The sequence below is a fragment of the Clostridioides sp. ZZV14-6150 genome, assembly GCF_020657875.1.
GTDB lineage: Bacteria > Bacillota > Clostridia > Peptostreptococcales > Peptostreptococcaceae > Clostridioides.
The window spans coordinates 1-19,137 of sequence record NZ_JAGWDA010000013.1 but is presented as its reverse complement, the minus strand read 5'-3'; the positions used below and the strand labels follow the sequence as shown (position 1 = coordinate 19,137).

15 protein-coding genes are annotated in these 19,137 nt (G+C 31.2%); 14 read left to right on the top strand and 1 reads right to left on the bottom strand.

The window, feature by feature from the left end; all coding sequences use genetic code 11:
* The first annotated feature begins 11 nt into the window (after window positions 1–11).
* From ssnA to secG, 14 genes are all read left to right on the top strand, one after another.
* Complete coding sequence (gene ssnA / locus KGF41_RS14745) at window positions 12–1,340, top strand: putative aminohydrolase SsnA (protein WP_227842375.1); 1,329 nt, start codon at window positions 12–14, stop codon at window positions 1,338–1,340.
* Between the two features lie 143 nt (window positions 1,341–1,483).
* On the top strand, window positions 1,484–2,836 hold the full coding sequence (locus KGF41_RS14740; RefSeq protein WP_227828385.1) for a nucleobase:cation symporter-2 family protein: 1,353 nt from the start codon (window positions 1,484–1,486) through the stop codon (window positions 2,834–2,836).
* Between the two features lie 86 nt (window positions 2,837–2,922).
* Entirely contained in the window at window positions 2,923–4,032 is a 1,110-nt protein-coding gene (locus KGF41_RS14735; RefSeq protein ID WP_227433768.1) for a 4Fe-4S binding protein, read from the top strand.
* Between the two features lie 280 nt (window positions 4,033–4,312).
* A complete protein-coding gene (gene hydA, locus KGF41_RS14730; protein WP_227842374.1) occupies window positions 4,313–5,704 on the top strand; it encodes a dihydropyrimidinase in 1,392 nt (463 codons plus the stop codon).
* A complete protein-coding gene (gene xdh / locus KGF41_RS14725; protein WP_227828387.1) occupies window positions 5,698–8,259 on the top strand; it encodes a selenium-dependent xanthine dehydrogenase in 2,562 nt (853 codons plus the stop codon). The genes hydA and xdh overlap by 7 nt, the downstream gene beginning before the upstream one ends.
* A 151-nt stretch (window positions 8,260–8,410) precedes the next feature.
* On the top strand, window positions 8,411–9,757 hold the full coding sequence (gene rpoN, locus KGF41_RS14720; RefSeq protein ID WP_227828388.1) for an RNA polymerase factor sigma-54: 1,347 nt from the start codon (window positions 8,411–8,413) through the stop codon (window positions 9,755–9,757).
* A gap of 266 nt (window positions 9,758–10,023) precedes the next feature.
* Complete coding sequence (locus tag KGF41_RS14715) at window positions 10,024–10,203, top strand: hypothetical protein (RefSeq protein ID WP_227828389.1); 180 nt, start codon at window positions 10,024–10,026, stop codon at window positions 10,201–10,203.
* A 23-nt stretch (window positions 10,204–10,226) separates the two neighbouring features.
* Window positions 10,227–11,249, top strand: a complete 1,023-nt coding sequence (locus KGF41_RS14710; RefSeq protein WP_227828390.1) for a sugar-binding transcriptional regulator — start codon at window positions 10,227–10,229, stop codon at window positions 11,247–11,249.
* A gap of 59 nt (window positions 11,250–11,308) precedes the next feature.
* Window positions 11,309–12,316 (top strand): type I glyceraldehyde-3-phosphate dehydrogenase, encoded by a 1,008-nt coding sequence (gene gap / locus KGF41_RS14705; RefSeq protein WP_227433773.1) that lies wholly within the window; start codon window positions 11,309–11,311, stop codon window positions 12,314–12,316.
* A 221-nt stretch (window positions 12,317–12,537) separates the two neighbouring features.
* Window positions 12,538–13,740: a phosphoglycerate kinase gene (locus tag KGF41_RS14700; protein WP_227828391.1), complete on the top strand. Its 1,203-nt coding sequence runs from the start codon at window positions 12,538–12,540 to the stop codon at window positions 13,738–13,740.
* A gap of 25 nt (window positions 13,741–13,765) precedes the next feature.
* Entirely contained in the window at window positions 13,766–14,509 is a 744-nt protein-coding gene (gene tpiA / locus KGF41_RS14695; protein WP_227433775.1) for a triose-phosphate isomerase, read from the top strand.
* Window positions 14,510–14,520: 11 nt separating this feature from the next.
* On the top strand, window positions 14,521–16,050 hold the full coding sequence (gpmI, locus tag KGF41_RS14690) for a 2,3-bisphosphoglycerate-independent phosphoglycerate mutase (RefSeq protein WP_413840841.1): 1,530 nt from the start codon (window positions 14,521–14,523) through the stop codon (window positions 16,048–16,050).
* Between the two features lie 411 nt (window positions 16,051–16,461).
* Window positions 16,462–17,754 (top strand): phosphopyruvate hydratase, encoded by a 1,293-nt coding sequence (eno, locus tag KGF41_RS14685; RefSeq protein ID WP_227433777.1) that lies wholly within the window; start codon window positions 16,462–16,464, stop codon window positions 17,752–17,754.
* A gap of 362 nt (window positions 17,755–18,116) precedes the next feature.
* The gene (gene secG / locus KGF41_RS14680; protein ID WP_003421948.1) at window positions 18,117–18,341 is read left to right on the top strand and encodes a preprotein translocase subunit SecG; all 225 of its coding nucleotides are present in this window, start codon (window positions 18,117–18,119) and stop codon (window positions 18,339–18,341) included.
* Window positions 18,342–18,623: 282 nt separating this feature from the next.
* Here secG and KGF41_RS14675 read toward each other — a convergent pair whose 3' ends face one another.
* A complete protein-coding gene (locus KGF41_RS14675) occupies window positions 18,624–19,052 on the bottom strand; it encodes a hypothetical protein (protein ID WP_227828393.1) in 429 nt (142 codons plus the stop codon).
* Between the last annotated feature and the right edge of the window lie 85 nt (window positions 19,053–19,137).

Genomic DNA, 19,137 nt, shown 5'->3' with positions numbered 1-19,137 from the left:
GGAATAAATTTATGATTTTAGTGGGGAATGGGAGGCTAATAAGCCAAGATTCTTTAAATCCCTATATGGAAGATGGATGTGTTGTAATAAATGACAATCTGATTGAAGATATAGGTACTACTGAGGAAATGAAAGCGAAATATCCAGTACATGAATTTATAGATGCAGGCAAGAAGATAATCATGCCTGGTCTAATAAATTCACATATGCATATATACAGTTCATTTGCTAGAGGTATGGCAGTTCCAGGAAAACCATCTGAAAACTTTTTAGAAATATTAAACAATTTATGGTGGAGACTTGATAAACAACTTACACTAGAAGATACAAAATACAGTGCATATGCAACTTATATAGAATGTATAAAAAATGGTGTCACAACAGTTTATGACCATCATGCAAGTCCAAATGCAATTGAAGGTAGTTTATTTACAATATCAGATGTTGCAAAAGATTTGGGGATAAGAACATGCCTTTGTTATGAGGTATCTGATAGAGATGGTGGAGATACAATACAACAAGGCATCAATGAAAATGTAAATTTCATAAAATATGCTCAAAAAGATGATACAGACATGATAAAGGGAATGTTTGGTCTTCATGCTGCATTTACATTGTCTGATGATACATTAAATAAGTGTGCTTCAGAAATGGCTGGTCTTGATACAGGTTATCATGTACATGTTGCTGAAGGATTAGCAGACTTACAATACAATGTAGATAAATATGGAAAAAGAGTTTTAGAAAGATTTAATGATTTTGGTGTGCTAAAAGAAAAGACTATAGCAGTTCATTGTATATATATAAGTACAGATGAAATCAATCTTTTAAATAAAACAAATACCTTTGTAGTTCATAATCCAGAATCTAATATGGGAAATGCAGTTGGATGTTCTCCTGCAATAGAATTACTAAAAAGAGATGTTACAGTAGGTCTAGGAACTGATGGATACACTAGTGATATGTTTGAATCGTTAAAAGTTGCTAATATAATTCATAAACACCACTTGAGTGACCCAAGAGTTGGATTTGGAGAATCACAAACAATGTTATTTGATAACAATAAAAAAATAGCAAAAGCTTATTATAAAAATGACCTAGGCATACTTAAAAAAGGAGCTTATGCAGATGTTATAGTAGTTGATTATATACCACACACTCCATTGACAGAAAACACAATAGGGGGACACATCATATTTGGAATGAGTGGAAGAAGTGTGGACACAACTATTATAAATGGAAAAGTACTTATGAAAGACAGAAAATTAGTAAACATTGATGAAGAAAGTATTCTAGCTAAGAGTAGAGAACTAAGTCAAAACCTATGGAGTAGAATCTAAATAATTGATATTAACATACAAGTAAGAAACAAGAACTTAACTGTTAAGAATAGAATTTAGACAAAAGTAGAATTTAAATGAAGTATATAGATAAAAAATATATGGAATAGAATATTAAACTAAATATAGAAGGGAGACCCAACATGTCTCAAAATGAAAGCCCTAAAATAGCTCCAGTAGATGAAAGGTTACCTGTATCCAAATCTTGGGTATTTTCACTACAGCACGTTTTAGCAATGTGTGCAGGAGCGGTAGCAGTTCCTATGATGATAGGAAGTGCTGCACGACTAGATCATGCTAGTATTGTTTTTTTAATAAATGCTTGCTTGTTTATGGCAGGTATAGGAACACTCATACAAAGTGTTGGTATAGGAAATATTGTAGGCGCTAAAATACCAGTAATTGAAGGAACTAGTTTTGCCGCTGTGGCAGGTATGACAGCAATAGCCTCATCATATAGTGATTCTCAAGTTGCAATACAGACAGTATTTGGCTCTGTAATAGTAGCTGGACTGTTTTGTATATTACTTGCTCCAGTATTTGAAAAACTGATAAGATTTTTCCCTAGTGTAGTTACTGGAACAGTTGTTATGGTAATAGGTATTTCACTATTCCCAGTTGGGATAAAGTGGATAACTGACAACAAATTGGAAGCGGTTGAACCAAACTCATTAGCATTAGCTTTAGCAGTATTGGCGATAACTTTACTTTCATTTAAATTCTTAAAAGGAATTTGGAATAGTACAGCGATATTGGTAGGTATAGTACTTGGTACATTACTTTCTATGGCAGTTGGAATGGCTGATTTTAGTGCAGTAAATGGTGTTGGATGGCTTAATCTAAATGTGCCTTTAAAATTTGGAATGCCTAGATTTGAACCATCTGCAATATTATCATTATGCTTAATTATGTTAGTACTTATGACAGAATCAGTTGGTAATATGATAGCTATTCACGAAATGGTAGACAAAGAGGTAACTGGTAAAAATATTAAAAGAGGTCTATTTGGAGATGGAATATCTACAGCTTTATCTGGGATATTTAATTCATTCCCAATAACTCCATTTGGTCAAAATACAGGAATTGTTGGGCTTACAGGTATAAAATCAAGATTTATTGCAGTTTATGCAGGGGTAATATTGCTAGTGCTTGGTTTCTTACCAAAGTTTGCAGCCATAATAGGAGCAATACCTAAGCCTGTTCTTGGAGGAGTAGGATTTGCAATGTTTGGAATGGTAATGGTTGGAGGAGTAAAAACTCTAAGTAAAGTAAAATTTGATGGAACTAAAAATGGAGTGATAGTAGCAGTTAGTGTTGGGTTATCTATGATACCACTGACAAATCCTGATTTCTATCATAATTTTCCAACTTGGGTGCAAACGATATTTCACAGTGGAATAACAACAGGAAGTTTATCAGCAGTACTTTTAAATATATTCTTCAATGAATTAGGTTCAAAAAAGGAAAAAACTCCTAAGACTGAAGAAGCAAAATAAGATGAAATAAACGAAAAGCAACATAGACAAAAGAGTATCTAAGCTAAATATTAAAAAATATATTTAATTAAGGGAGAGATAATAATATGGCTAATTTAAAAGTTAATTTATATGGAATGGAATTCTTAAATCCAGTTATGACAGCGGCAGGTCCTGGAGCAAAAGATGGTGATCTCTGTCAAGAGGCAGCAAAAGGTGGAGCAGGAGCTATATGTACAAAAACTATATCTGTATTACCAGCAGATGTACCAAGACCATGTATGGCAAAAACTAACAGTGGTTTCTTAAACACAGAATTATGGTCAGAGCTTCCAAAAGAACAATGGATAGAAGAAGAATACAAAAAAGTAAAAGCAGCAGGTCTTCCAGTAATAGTAAGTATGGGATATTCAGCAGAACAAATAGCTGAGGTTGCACCTTTAGTAAAACCTTATGCAGATGCAGTTGAATTATCTACTCATTATGTAGGTACAGACGTTGCTCCAATAGTAAATGCTTTAAAAGCTGCAAAAGCTGTTTTAGATGTACCAGTATTTATGAAAATGAGTCCTCATACTGATATTCAAACTATTGCAAAAGCTGTTGAAGAAGCAGGAGCAGATGGACTTGTAATGATAAACTCATTTGGACCATGTATGGCAATAGATGTAAACACAGGATACCCTATAATGGGAAGTAAAGCTGGATATGGATGGCTATCAGGAGCTCCAATAAGACCACTTGCAATAAGATGTATATATGAAGCTTCTCAAGTTGTAAATATACCAATTATAGGTGTTGGTGGAATAACTTGTGGAAAAGATGTAGCTGAAATGATGATGGCAGGAGCAAGTGCTGTTCAAGTATGTACAGAAGCAATTCTTAAAGGGCCTTCTATATATGGAAAAATTGCTAAAGAATTAAATGATTTCTTAGATGAAAATGGATATGCTGATGTTAATGAAATCAAAGGATTAACTCATAAGAAAATGGCAGCTAGAGGATTTAGAACTCATGCAGTAGCTCCAGTTGTAGATGATAATAAGTGTATCAAATGTAAACAATGTGTAACAAGCTGTGTATATGAAGCTCTAGAAGTTACAGATAAATTAAATATAGATGTGGATAAGTGCTTTGGTTGTGGATTATGTGTAACTAGATGTCCAAAAGGAGCTTTAAGCATTTGCTACAATCAAGTAGAAGCTGTTAATGAATAATAAATATATAGAATTTTAGTAATTAACTTAGAGTAATAGATATATTAGGATAATAAAATATATTAGATAAGCAAGTATTATATTTTAATAATACAACATGAAGTTAATAATTTTATTGAGTTGATTTAACTAAACATTAGTTTAACTAAATATTAATTTAATTAGATATTGGTTTAATCTAAATATAGATTTATTGTGTATAAGTGCAATAGTCAAATTACTTTAAGTTAATTTCTTCAGATAAAATAAATTGATACGTTATAAGTAAGGTGGAGTCTATATGGGAATTGTTTTAAAAGGTGGGAAAGTAGTAACAAGTGAAAAAACTTACTGTGCAGATGTAAGAATAGAAAATGAGAAAATAGTTGATATAGGTGTTGATATATCAAAAGAAAATGATGAAATAGTTGATGTTAGTGATTCTTATGTTATACCAGGAGGTATAGATACACACACTCACTTTGACTTAGATACAGGAACTACTAAGACAGCAGATAACTTTGAAACAGGAACAAAAGCTGCAATAGCTGGAGGTACTACTACTATCTTAGATTTTGCTACACAATCGAGAGGTTGTTCTTTAAAAGAAGGATTAGATGAATGGCATGAAAAAGCTAGAGATAAATCTTATTCAGACTATGGTTTTCACATGGCTATAACAGATTGGAATGCTTCAATTTGTAATGAAATGGAAGATATGGTGAAAGAAGGAGTATCTTCATTTAAATTGTATATGGCATATAAAGGAAGCCTTCAAGTTGATGATGGTGTTATCTTTGAAGCTTTGAGAAAAGCAGAAGAAGTAGGAGGAATTATTGGATTCCATTGTGAAAATGGGGATATAATATGTGAACTTGTGGATAAAGCAAAAGAAGAAAATAACTTATCTCCAAAATATCATCAATTAACTAGACCAGCTATATTAGAAGCAGAAGCTACTTCAAGACTTATGAAGATAGCAGAAGTTGCAAATTCTAAGGTGTATGTTGTTCACCTAAGTTGTAAAGAATCTTTGGAAGAAGTTCTAAAAGCTAAGCAAAGAGGAGTAGATGTGATAGTTGAAACTTGTCCTCAATACCTTCTATTAAGTGATGAATTATACGATTTAGATGGATTTGAAAGTGCTAAATATGTAATGTCACCACCTTTAAGAGATAAAGAAAATAATGAAATTTTATGGAATGCTATTTTAAATAATCAAATAGATACTATAGGTACAGACCACTGTTCTTTTAATTATAAGGGGCAAAAGGAACTTGGAATAAACGATTTCAGTAAAATTCCTAATGGTTCTCCAGGTGTGGAACATAGGATGAGTCTTTTATACACATATGGAGTCTGTAAAAATAAAATATCTATCAACAAGATGGTAGAGGTAACATCAACTAATGCCGCTAAATTGTTTGGAATGTATCCTGAAAAAGGCACTATAGAAATAGGTAGTGATGCAGATATATTAGTTTTAAATCCAAATAAAAAATCTAAAATAGAAGCAAAAAAACAATTACAAAATGTAGATTATACGCCTTATGAAGGTTATGAAGTAGATTGTCAAATAGAACATGTTTATTTAAGAGGAAAAGAAGTTGTTAGAGAGGGAGAATTAATTTGTAATACTCCAAGTGGGAGATATATAAAAAGGCGTCTAACAGAGGAGGCTAGAGAATGGTAGAATTTATATTAAACGGAGAGAAAGTTGTTGCAAAAGAAGGTAAAAAACTTTTAGACTTCCTTAGAGAAGATATGAATATAACTTCAGTTAAAAATGGCTGTTCAGAAGGTGCTTGCGGAACTTGTATGGTTATAATAGATGGTAAAGCAACCAAAGCATGTGTATTTAAAACTGATAAATTAGCTGGAAAAAATATAACAACTATAGAAGGATTATCAGAAAGAGAAAGAGATGTTTTTGCATATTCTTTTGCCAGCCAAGGAGCTGTTCAATGTGGATTTTGCATCCCAGGTATGGTAATTAGTTCAAAAGCACTTATAGACGTTAATAATAATCCTACTGAAGATGACATAAAAAAAGCTTTAAAAGGTAATATATGTAGATGTACAGGTTATGTAAAAATAATTAAAGCTGTGAGTTTGGCAGCAAAGATATTTAGAGAAGATATAGATGTGCCAAAAGTAAACTGCAAAGGTCTAGTTGGTGAAAGTCTTCACAGAGTTGATGCAGTAGGTAAAACACTTGGATACTCTGAATATGTAGATGATATAAGATTAGAAGGTATGATTTATGGTTCAGCAGTTAGAGCTAAATATCCAAGAGCGTTAGTTAAAAAGATAGATATAGAAGAAGCAAAAGCTTATCCAGGAGTTGTTACAGTTCTTACAGCTAAAGATATTCCAGGAACTATAAAAGTAGGTCACTTAAAGAAAGATTGGGATACATTAATCCCAGAAGGTGAAATAACTAGATATTTAGGAGATGGAATAGTTTTAGTAGCAGCAGAAACTAGAGAAGCATTAGAAGAAGCGAAAAAACTAGTTAAGATAGATTATGAAGAATTGACACCTTTAAGTACTACAGCAGAGGCTCTTAAAGAAGATGCTCCAAAGATACATGAAACAGGTAATGTACTTGTTAAGGAACACTTAGTAAGAGGAAATGCTGAAGAAAAAATAAGGAATTCAAAATATGTTGTAACTAAAAAATACACTACACCTGCAACAGAACATGCATTTTTAGAACCTGAATGTGCAGTAGCAGGTCCTTATGAAGAAGATGGAGTAATAATTTACTCAACAGACCAAGGAGTATTTGCTACTCAACATGAATGTGCAGATATGTTAGGATTACCACATGAAAAAGTAAGAGTGATAAATAAGATGGTAGGAGGCGGATTTGGTGGAAAAGAAGATATGAGTGTTCAACACCATGCAGCCTTACTTGCATACCACACAAAGAGATTTGTAAAAGTACAGCTTACAAGAAAAGAAAGTATTATTGTTCATCCAAAAAGACACGCTACAGAAATGGAATTTACAACAGCATGTGATGAAAATGGATATCTAACAGGTATGAAAGCAACTATAATATCTGATACAGGTGCTTATGCATCTCTTGGAGGGCCAGTATTACAAAGATTATGTACTCATGCAGCAGGACCATACAATTATCAGGATATTGATATAACTGGAACAGCAGTATATACTAATAATCCTCCTGGGGGAGCATTTAGAGGTTTTGGAGTTACACAAAGTTGTTTTGCTACAGAATGTAATCTAAATTTACTTGCTGAAATGGCTGGAATATCACCTTGGGAAATAAGATATAAAAATGCAATAAGACCTGGTCAAGTTTTACCAAATGGTCAATTTGCAGATGAAGGAACAGCAATGGCAGAAACATTAGAAGCTGTAAAAGAAGAGTATGAAAAACACCCACGTGCAGGTATAGCTTGTGCAATGAAAAATAGTGGTGTAGGGGTAGGTATACCTGATGTGGGAAGATGTAGATTGGTAATAAAAGATGGCAAAGTCCATATAAGAACAAGTGCTTCTTGTATAGGTCAAGGTCTTGGTACTGTTATGACTCAAGTGGTTTGTGAAACTGCTAATTTACTACCTGAAAACATAGTACATGAAGTTCCAGATACTCACTTGACACCAGACTCTGGTAATACTACAGCTTCAAGACAGACCGTGTTTACAGGGGAAGCTACTAAGGTTGCATCAATTAAGTTAAAAGAAGCTTTAGCAACTGGTAAAGTATTGTCTGATTTAGAGGGAGAAGAATTTTACGGAGAATATGCAAGTGTTACAGACAAAATGGGTTCTGATAAAGAAAATCCAGTAAGCCATGTAGCTTATGGATATGCAACACAAGTTGTAATGCTAGATGAAAATGGAAAATTAGAAAAAGTAGTAGCAGCACATGACGTAGGAAGAGCTATAAACCCAATCAGTTTAGAAGGGCAAATAGAAGGTGGAGTTGTTATGGGTCTTGGATATGCCTTAACAGAGGATTACCCAGTAGTTAACTCTGTGCCTACAGCTAAATTTGGTACATTAGGTTTATTTAAATCTACAGATATACCAGAAATACAAGCTGTAATAGTTGAAAAAAACAAAGATTTATTGGCGTATGGAGCAAAAGGTGTAGGAGAGATTTGTACAGTTCCTACTGCACCAGCAGTGCAAAATGCTTATTATGTATTTGATAAAGAGTTTAGAACTGAACTACCACTTCAAAATACGCCATATAGTAAAAAAAAATAACAAAAAAATAAATATTAAATAAAAAAAATCAATTAAATTGTAAATAAAAAAAACCCTTTTGCATAAGGTATATTTTAAATGATAGAATATACATATACAGGAGGGTTTTTCTTTTATAAAATAAGTTTAATAAAATTGAGAGGTGAGCAAAATGAATTTTAATAATAGTCTAGAGTTAACTCAGTCTCAGAAGCTAATAATGACTACACAACTTAAGCAATCATTATCAATATTAAATATGAGTAAGTTAGAGTTAGAAGAAGAGATTAAAAGGGAAGCAGAGAATAACCCATTAGTCGAAGTTGAGAAAAGTGGGGAGATAAATTGGGAAGAATATATAAAAGATATGGAAAAATCAAGACGTTTAGATAGAACAGAAATAAGTTATAATCCCGACAATGAAGTTAATCTAGAAAATTTAGTTAAATATTCGTCAAATTTATATGAGGATTTGAAGTTTCAGATAAGCCTATATAAGCTAACAGATAAACAAATGGAAGTCTGTGAATATATAATTGATAGCTTAGATGAGGATGGATATTTGAGAACTGAGGAAAAAGTAATTGTTGATACTTTAAAGATAGATGAAGAATTTTTTGAAAAATGCTTAATTAGTGTTCAGCAATTGGAACCTAGTGGAGTAGGTGCAAGAAGTCTTTCTGAATGTCTGATGATTCAAATGGCAAGCTTAGGAATATATAATGAAATTTTAGAGGAAATCGTTACAAAAGACTTAAATTTAATTGCAAATAATAAATATAAAGAGATAAGCAAAAAATACAATATGTCACTACAAAAATGCGTTGAACTAATAAATATAATTAAGACATTAGACCCTAAGCCAGGAAGAACATGTTCAGTAGAAAAAAGTGTATATATCCAACCAGATGTAACAGTTGAAAAAATTGATGATGAATTTATTGTATATTTAAATGAAAAAGACTCCTATCAAATAAAAATAAACAGTTATTATAAAGACATACTAAAAAATTCACAGTCTGATGAAAGTGCAAAAGAATTTATAAAAGAAAGACTAAATTCAGCAACAGGGCTTATGAAAAATATAGAAAGTAGAAAGACTACAGTACTTAGAATTGCAGAAGAAATAGTAAAAGCACAAGATGAATTTTTGCGAAAAGGAACAAAATATATAAAGCCTTTAAAAATGAAAGACATAGCAGAAAAATTAGATTTTCATGAATCTACTATAAGTAGAGGTGTAAATGGGAAATATATGCTGACACCTTTTGGAGTATATGAATTTAGATACTTTTTCAGTAGTGCTATTGAAACAGAAAACCATGAAATGGCATCTAGTACAAGCATAAAAAAAATTATAAAGGAAACAATAAAAGACGAAAATAAAAAGAAACCTTTAAGTGATGACCATATATCTAAGCTATTAAAAGAAAAAGGAATCAATGTTGCAAGAAGAACAGTTGCCAAGTATCGTGAAGAATTAGGAATTTTGTCTTCAAGTAAGAGAAAAGAATTTTAGTAAAATAAGGGGAAAAGGCCAATTACAAGACAAATGAGCATTATATAAATGAATTTAAGTATTGGAAAGAAAATTAAATATTAGGAAAAAATCAGGAATTATAACGATAACTAGAGTTAAAAATACAGAGATAAATAAACTGTTATTGTTAATTTTGAGAATATAAAAATAAAAACATAAAGTATAAAAACAAAGACATATAGAATCTAGCAGAGTAGAACATATAAGATTGAGTCAAAATATTAGAATAAAAACCATAAAAATATATGGAAAAAATATTATATAAAAAAGAAAAAATACTGTACTTTGAAAATGGTGGAGAAATTGCTATAAAACAAAAAAATAAAAAAGTTTTTGAAAAACTATTGAAATCTATACGCAAATCCTATAAAATAAAATTATCTTGTGGGACTGAAATAAACACTAGGGACAAAAAAAGTCCCTAAAGGAAAGCAATAAGGAGTATGTTATGAAGAACTTATTAGAAATTCAAAAGAAACTAATTCCACAGGCAATTGAACTTATGGAAAGAAGATACTCTATTTTAAGACAAATATCTTTAAGTGAACCAATAGGTAGAAGAACTTTATCAAATGTATTAGAAATTAGTGAAAGAATAATTAGGTCAGAAACAGAGTTTTTAAAAGAACAAGGACTTATAGATGTTGCTGTATCTGGAATGACTATCACTAAAGAAGGTTCTGATTTGTTAGATAAACTTAAAGACATCATGAGTGACATCATGGGATTGTCTAAGTTACAAGATAGGGTCAGAGAAAAGCTTGGAATAAAAAAGGTAATACTAGTTCCTGGAAGCTGTGATGAAAATGGAAGCTTACTAAAAGATGTAACTAGATATGGATGTGAGCATTTCTTAAGTATTTTAAAAGATGGAGATATCGTTTCAATAACAGGGGGAAGCACTATGTTGGAGTTTTCAAACGTTATTAAAACTGATAAAAGGTATCCAAATTCTACAATAGTGCCAGCTAGAGGAAGCATGGGAACTGATGTAGAGATGCAGTCTAATAGTATAGTTGCTTCAGTAAGTAAGAAATTACACTCTAATTGCAAACTTTTACATATACCAGATGAGCTGGACGAGAGTGCAATGAAAACTCTTAGCCAAGTGCCAGAGATTAAGACAACTTTGGAGTATATTAAAAGAACAGACATTTTAGTTTTCAGCATAGGTAGAGCAGATGTCATGGCAAAGAGAAGAAAACTTCCAGAAGATAAAGTTAACGAGATATTATCTAAAAATGCAGTTGGAGAAGCATTTGGATATTATTTCAACAAAGATGGAGAAATAGTTTACAAATTAAATACTGTTGGAATTGATTTAGAGACAGTTAAAGAAGTAAAAGAAACTATTGCAATCTTTGCAGGAACAGAAAAGGTAGAAGCCTTATTAGCCATATCAAATATGCATAAAAACATGGTTCTTGTAACAGATGAAGAAAGTGCTTATAAGATATTGTCATTATTATAAAAGTCAAGAACTAGCATAGAGCTAGACAACATACATTTACTTTATAGGAGGTAGCGAAAATGGTTAAAGTAGCTATAAATGGATTTGGAAGAATAGGAAGATTAGCATTAAGAAAAATGATGGAGCAACAAGATAAGTTTGAAGTTGTTGCAATAAACGACTTAACAGATGCTAAAATGTTAGCTCATTTATTTAAATATGATACAGCTCAAGGAAGATTTAACGGTGAAATAGAAGTTAAAGAAGGTGCTTTTATAGTAAACGGAAAAGAAATAAAAGTAACAGCAGAAAGAAATCCTGCTGACCTACCATGGGCTGAATTAGGAGTAGATATAGTATTAGAATGTACAGGATTCTTTACTTCTAAAGATAAAGCAGAAGCTCATATACAAGCAGGAGCTAAAAAAGTTGTTATATCTGCACCAGCAACTGGAGATTTAAAAACAATAGTATTCAACACAAACAGTGACATATTAGATGGTTCTGAAACAGTTATATCAGGAGCTTCTTGTACAACTAACTGTTTAGCTCCAATGGCTAAAGTATTAAATGATAAATACGGTATAGAAAAAGGATTAATGACTACTATACATGCATACACTAATGACCAAAACACTTTAGATGGTCCTCATCCAAAAGGTGATTTAAGAAGAGCTAGAGCTGCTGCTGGAAACATAGTTCCAAACACTACAGGAGCTGCAAAAGCAATCGGTCTAGTAATACCTGCATTAAAAGGAAAATTAGATGGAGCAGCACAAAGAGTACCAGTTGTAACTGGTTCAATAACTGAATTAGTTTGTACATTAGGAAAAAATGTTACAGTTGAAGAAATAAATGCAGCTATGAAAGAAGCTTCAAACGAATCTTTCGGATACACTGAAGAAATGTTAGTATCTTCTGATATAATCGGAATAAGCTACGGTTCATTATTTGACGCTACTCAAACAAAAGTTATGGAAGTAGATGGAAAACAATTAGTTAAAGTTGTTTCTTGGTATGACAATGAAATGTCTTATACTTCTCAATTAATAAGAACTTTAGGATACTTTGCACAATTAGCAAAATAGTCAGCTTTTAGAAAATAGAAAAGTAGATTGACAAAGTCCGAGTTTGTAGTTTAACACTACGGACTCTGGACTTTTTTTAAGAAAAAATATATAAAATACACCTAAATAATGTTACATACTATATATAAAAATATGATAATATGATATATTTAATAGGGTAAAAGTATGTACTATATTATACTTGGCAATAAAAAATTACTTTATTAAAAGGAGAGATATTTATGTCAATGCTAAACAAAAAAACTATAGAAGATATTGATGTGTGCGGGAAAAAAGTATTAGTGAGATGTGACTTTAATGTACCATTACAAGATGGTGTAATTACTGATGAAAATAGATTAAACGGAGCTTTACCAACAATTCAATATTTAATTTCTAAAGGAGCAAAAGTTATATTATGTTCTCATTTAGGAAAACCAAAAGGAGAAGCTAAACCAGAATTATCTTTAGCACCAGTTGCAAAGAGATTATCTGAAATGTTAGGTAAAGAAGTTGTATTTGCAGCAGATAATAATGTTGTAGGAGAAAATGCAAAAAAAGCTACTGAAAAAATGGAAAACGGAGATGTAGTATTATTAGAAAATACTAGATATAGAAAAGAAGAAACTAAAAATGAAGAAAACTACTCTAAAGAATTAGCTTCACTTGCTGAAATATTTGTAAATGATGCATTTGGAACTGCTCATAGAGCACATTGTTCAACAGTTGGAGCAGGAGAATTTTTACAAGAGAGAGTTTGTGGATACTTAATTCAAAAAGAATTAAAATTCTTAGGAGAAGCTGTTGCAAATCCTGTAAGACCATTTACAGCTATACTTGGAGGAGCTAAAGTTTCTGATAAATTAGCTGTTATAAATGAACTATTAGAAAAAGTTGATAATCTAATAATAGGTGGAGGAATGGCTTATACATTCTTAAAAGCTCAAGGTTATGAAGTAGGTACATCTTTACTTGAAATAGATAAAGTAGAATATGCAAAAGAAATGATGGAAAAAGCTAAGGCAAAAGGCGTTAATTTATTATTACCAGTAGATGTTGTTATGGCAGACCACTTTGCACCAGATGCAACTCCAATAGTAACAGAAGATGCTAATGTAAAAGAAGATTATATGGGACTAGATATGGGACCTAAGACTATAGCAAACTTTGTAAAAACTATAAAAGAATCAAAAACTGTAGTATGGAACGGACCAATGGGAGTATTTGAATTTGAAAACTTTGCAAATGGAACACTATCAGTAGCTAAAGCTATGGCAGAATTAACTGATGCAACTACTGTAATTGGTGGTGGAGATAGTGCAGCAGCAGTTAATCAATTAGGGTTTGGTGATAAGATGACTCACGTATCAACAGGTGGAGGAGCATCACTAGAATTTTTAGAAGGTAAAGAATTACCAGGTATTGCAGCATTAGATAATAAATAAACTACTATATAGAGGAGATTGTAAAATGAGAAAACCTATAATTGCAGGAAACTGGAAAATGCATAAAACAATAAAAGAAGCTTTAGAGTTTGTAAATGAAGTTAAAGGGAAAGTTAATGCTGATAAAGCAGAAGCTGTTATATGTGCACCATTTACTTTATTGAAGGATTTAAAAGAAGCTACTAAGGGTACAAATATAAAGATAGGTGCTCAAAATATGCACTTTGAAGAAAAAGGAGCATTTACAGGAGAAGTTTCACCTCTTATGTTAAAAGAAATAGATATGGACTATGTTATAATAGGACATTCAGAAAGAAGACAATACTTCAATGAAACTGATGAAACTGTAAACAAAAAAGTTTTAAAAGCTTTAGAAGTAGAAATAGACCCAATACTATGTGTTGGTGAAACTTTAGAACAAAGAGAAGCTGGAAAAACTAAAGATGTTTGTAAAGTTCAAGTTGAAAAAGCTTTAGAGAATGTTCTTAAAGATGATTTAGCAAAAGTAGTTGTTGCATATGAACCAATCTGGGCTATTGGAACTGGTAAAACTGCAACTGCTGAAGATGCGAATGATGTTATATCTTATATAAGAGAAGTTATAAAAGGATTATATGGAGAATTAGCTAATGAAGTTAGAATACAATATGGTGGAAGTGTTAAACCTTCAAATGTAGCTGAAATAATGGGTCAAAGTGATATAGATGGAGCTTTAGTAGGTGGAGCTAGTTTAGCTGCTAATGACTATTTAGACCTTGTTAATTTCTAAGGAGTGAAATGATGAAAAAACCAGTTGCTTTAATTATTATGGACGGGTTTGGATATAATAAGGAAGTTAAGGGAAATGCAATTGCTGAATCCAAAATTCCTAATTTAGACAGAATAATGAAAAAATATCCAAATACATTAATAAATGCTAGTGGTCTTGATGTTGGTCTACCTGATGGTCAAATGGGAAATTCAGAAGTTGGTCATACTAATATAGGTGCAGGTAGAATTGTATATCAAGATTTAACTAGAATAACAAAATCTATAAAAGATGGTGACTTTTTTAATAATGAAGTTTTATGTGAAGCTATGGACAATGCAAAAGAACATTCTCTTCATGTAATGGGTCTTTTGTCTGATGGTGGAGTACATTCACATATAGACCATCTTAAAGCCATAATCAAAATGGCAAAAGATAAAGGTGTAGAAAAAGTGTATGTTCATGCATTTACTGATGGTAGAGATACTGACCCTCAAAGTGCATTGGAATATGCTAAGGAAGTACAATCTAGTATGAATGAAATTGGAGTAGGAGAATTTGCTACAGTTTCTGGTAGATACTATGCAATGGATAGAGATAAGAGATGGGAAAGAGTACAACTTGCATACAATGCTATGGTTAGAGGTATTGGTGAAAAAGCAACTTCTATTGAAGAAGCTATTCAAAACTCTTATGATAATGGAAAAAATGATGAATTTATAATGCCAACAGTTATTGTTAAAGATGATAAAGCAGTTGGAAGTATAAAAGAAAATGATTCAATTATATTCTTCAATTTCAGACCAGATAGAGCAAGACAAATAACAAGAGCTTTAGTAAGTGAAGAGTTTGATGGATTTAAAAGAGAAGAAATTAAAAACTTCTTTGTATGTTTAACAGAGTACGATATAACTATAAAAGAAGTGCATATAGCATTTGGTCCACAATCTTTAACTAACACTCTAGGTGAGTATTTAGCTAAGAATGGAAAAACTCAATTAAGAGCTGCTGAAACTGAAAAATATGCACATGTTACTTTCTTCTTCAATGGTGGAGTAGAAGAGCCAAACAAAGGTGAAGAGAGATTATTAATACCTTCTCCAAAAGTTGCAACTTACGACTTACAACCAGAGATGTCTGCATATGAATTAACAGACAAAGCTTTAGAAAAACTAGGAGAAGATAAGTTTGACTTTATAGTTTTAAACTTTGCAAACCCTGACATGGTAGGACATACAGGAAGTATTGAAGCAGCTATAAAGGCTGTTGAGACTGTAGATACTTGTGTAGGAAAATTAGTAGATAAAATAATAGAGCTAGGTGGAAGTGCAATAATAACTGCTGACCACGGAAATGCTGAATACATGTTAGACCCACAAACAGGAAAGACTGTAACAGCCCACTCTATTAATCCAGTGCCATTTGTGGTTGTTGGACAAGAATTTGAAGGTGCAAAATTATTAGATGCAGGAAGATTATCTGATATAGCGCCAACTGTTTTAGATATGATGAAGTTAGAAAAACCAGAAGAAATGACTGGTCATTCACTTATTTCAAAATAGTTAAATTTAAGTAAGTAGGATAGTAACTTACAATAAAATAAACTTAAAAAGTATTTTAGTTTGAGTGCATTTTATAAAGTTTAAATAAAATGATGTAAAAAATAATAATTAATATATATTATAAAATCAAAAATTATTAGAATCATTAGTTGTACATTTTGTGTTTTATGTTTTAAATCTATCTATATATTTATGTATTGAAGATTGATTTTGAATAACAGATAAGTTAAAAATTATAAAAAATAAAATAAAAATAGAAACTTTTACAAATTTACCCATCAAATAAATTTGTATCTAATTTTCAAAAATAACTTTCTGTACTATAATATAATAAGTAGATTAAAACTAGTAGACGGATGTTTACAGTAAATGAAAATTTAACTAATAGAAAAATCGAAGGGAGATATACAAATGTCAGTTATTGAATTAGTATATGCTAGAGAAGTATTAGACTCAAGAGGAAATCCAACTGTAGAAGTTGAAGTAGTATTAGAAGATGGAGCAATGGGAAGAGCAATAGTTCCATCAGGTGCATCTACAGGAGCTTTTGAAGCTGTTGAATTAAGAGATGGAGACAAAGGAAGATACTTAGGAAAAGGTGTAGAAACAGCTGTTGCTAACGTAAATGAAATAATAGCACCAGAAATCGAAGGAATGGATGCATTTGACCAACCAGCTATAGATGCAATGATGATAGAATTAGATGGAACTCCAAACAAAGGTAAATTAGGAGCTAATGCTATATTAGGTGTTTCAATGGCAGTAGCTAGAGCAGCTGCTGATGAAATAGGTTTACCATTATTCCAATACTTAGGTGGAGTAAATGCTAAGCAATTACCTGTTCCAATGATGAACATATTAAATGGTGGAGAACATGCTGATAATAACGTTGATGTTCAAGAGTTCATGATATTACCAGTAGGAGCTTGTTGCTTTAAAGAAGGTTTAAGAATGGGAGCAGAAGTATTCCATTCATTAAAGAAAGTTTTAGGAGAAAAAGGATTAGCTTGTGGTGTAGGTGACGAAGGTGGATTCGCTCCAAACTTAGGTTCAAACAGAGAAGCTTTAGAATTAATAGTTGAAGCTATAACAAAAGCTGGATATAAGCCAGGTGAAGATGTTATGTTAGGACTTGACGTTGCTGCTACAGAAATGTACAACAAAGAAACTAAAAAATACGTTTTAGCTGGAGAAGGAAAAGAATTAACTGCTGCTGAAATGGTTGCTTTATATGAAGACTGGTCAAACAACTTCCCAATAATAACTATAGAAGATGGTTTAGATGAAGAAGATTGGGATGGATGGAAATTATTAACTGAAAAATTAGGAAACAAATTACAATTAGTTGGAGATGACTTATTTGTTACTAATACAGAAAGATTAGAAAAAGGAATTGAAAATGGAGTAGCTAACTCTATATTAGTTAAAGTTAACCAAATAGGTACAATAACTGAAACTCTAGATGCAATAGAAATGGCTAAGAGAGCAGGATACACTGCTGTTATATCTCATAGATCAGGAGAAACTGAAGATTCTACTATAGCAGATTTAGCTGTTGCAGTAAATGCTGGACAAATAAAAACTGGTGCTCCATCAAGAACTGATAGAGTTGCTAAATACAACCAATTATTAAGAATAGAAGAAATGGTTGGAGAACAAGCTAGATACTGTGGATTAAAATCTTTCTATAACTTAAAAAAATAGTCTTTAAAGATTAAAAAGATAGTATAAAAGATTTTAAGTTTATCTTATAAGAAATAAAAGGGATGAGTGTTAATTGATTTTTCAAGGCACTTATCCCTTTTTGTATTTAAGTTATTATGAAGAAAATAAATAAAAGCTTTGAAATAATTGCTATAATTCAAAACTATAGATATATTTTGATTTAAATATTTTTCTTTCTAAAATTTATTAATTTTCCTATGTAAAAATACAGTAAAATCTTCTAGCAGTTTGATACCAGTTTTGTTTGTGATTTATAGCATAATAGTCTTGAAATGACTATATTATTGTGATACACTAAAGAGTAATGAAATTTAAGTAATAAAAAGATAGGAGGGGCAAGAATGAGCAACATTTTAATGGGTGTGCAAGTAGTACTAGGGATTTTACTAGTAATTAGCATAATGCCTCAAGATTCTAAGAATGCTTTACCTTCAGAGTTTGGTGGAGAAGGAAGTCAAGCTTACTTTAAACCAAAAGGAAAACAAGCATTTCTTGCTAGAGTTACAAAAATAACAGCAGTATTATTTTTTATAAATGCATTGGCACTACTTATAGTTAAGAAGTAGTGATATTGTTGAATAACTGGCCATTATTTAATTAGTGCATTTTGGTTACATTTAAAAATTAAATTTAGTTTTTAATAAAAGTACGTCAACATAAAAAAGTACGTAAAATAAAAGCTGGACTAATGATTTTATATTATTAGTCCAGCTTTTATTTTATGAATTGAGTTAGATATTTATAAAATAAATTTTTTAATATCTAGTTTTTAATATTCAGTTTCTAATATCTAGTTTCTAATATATAGCTTTTAATATCTAGTTTAGATATATATAGCTTTGATATATCTAATTTTTAATCATTCTAGTATACACAATCAACTTGATGATTTGCAAAATAGATACCATACTAAGCATCATTATTAAAAAAAAGTAGGAACTATTAGTATATTGTGTATTTGTTAATATAAACTTTAATAAAAGAGTGTTGATTATTATTGTCAAAAGCCCCATTAATTTACCAAATAAATTATAGTTCTTTTTTAAAATGGTGTTTTGAATTAGCAATATAATTGCAATTATAGTAAAAGCGATAAGAATACCTATTAGAGCTATTTTAAGTGATTCAATAGGATAATCTCTTTCAAAGTTTCTGTTAGTGTATGTGACCCACCTGTGCATTCCCATTCTTGTATTTGCATATTTTTCAAAGACCTTACATCCTATTAGAAAAGCAATTTGAAATAGTATTGTAATACTATAGAGTATTTTCTTCATTAATATTTCTGCTACTCAAAATATGGTCAAATATATCCATATCGAGATTTTTCCTTCTTCACTGAACCTCGCCTTGCCTAAGCTA

Coding starts and splice junctions, on each gene's coding strand:
- KGF41_RS14715 (WP_227828389.1), top strand. CDS start 10,024: ATGGAAAAAATATTATATAAAAAAGAAAAAATACTGTACTTTGAAAAT.
- rpoN (WP_227828388.1), top strand. CDS start 8,411: ATGAATTTTAATAATAGTCTAGAGTTAACTCAGTCTCAGAAGCTAATA.
- ssnA (WP_227842375.1), top strand. CDS start 12: ATGATTTTAGTGGGGAATGGGAGGCTAATAAGCCAAGATTCTTTAAAT.
- xdh (WP_227828387.1), top strand. CDS start 5,698: ATGGTAGAATTTATATTAAACGGAGAGAAAGTTGTTGCAAAAGAAGGT.
- KGF41_RS14700 (WP_227828391.1), top strand. CDS start 12,538: ATGTCAATGCTAAACAAAAAAACTATAGAAGATATTGATGTGTGCGGG.
- tpiA (WP_227433775.1), top strand. CDS start 13,766: ATGAGAAAACCTATAATTGCAGGAAACTGGAAAATGCATAAAACAATA.
- eno (WP_227433777.1), top strand. CDS start 16,462: ATGTCAGTTATTGAATTAGTATATGCTAGAGAAGTATTAGACTCAAGA.
- secG (WP_003421948.1), top strand. CDS start 18,117: ATGAGCAACATTTTAATGGGTGTGCAAGTAGTACTAGGGATTTTACTA.
- KGF41_RS14710 (WP_227828390.1), top strand. CDS start 10,227: ATGAAGAACTTATTAGAAATTCAAAAGAAACTAATTCCACAGGCAATT.
- KGF41_RS14735 (WP_227433768.1), top strand. CDS start 2,923: ATGGCTAATTTAAAAGTTAATTTATATGGAATGGAATTCTTAAATCCA.
- gap (WP_227433773.1), top strand. CDS start 11,309: ATGGTTAAAGTAGCTATAAATGGATTTGGAAGAATAGGAAGATTAGCA.
- gpmI (WP_413840841.1), top strand. CDS start 14,521: ATGAAAAAACCAGTTGCTTTAATTATTATGGACGGGTTTGGATATAAT.
- KGF41_RS14675 (WP_227828393.1), bottom strand. CDS start 19,052: ATGAAGAAAATACTCTATAGTATTACAATACTATTTCAAATTGCTTTT.
- KGF41_RS14740 (WP_227828385.1), top strand. CDS start 1,484: ATGTCTCAAAATGAAAGCCCTAAAATAGCTCCAGTAGATGAAAGGTTA.
- hydA (WP_227842374.1), top strand. CDS start 4,313: ATGGGAATTGTTTTAAAAGGTGGGAAAGTAGTAACAAGTGAAAAAACT.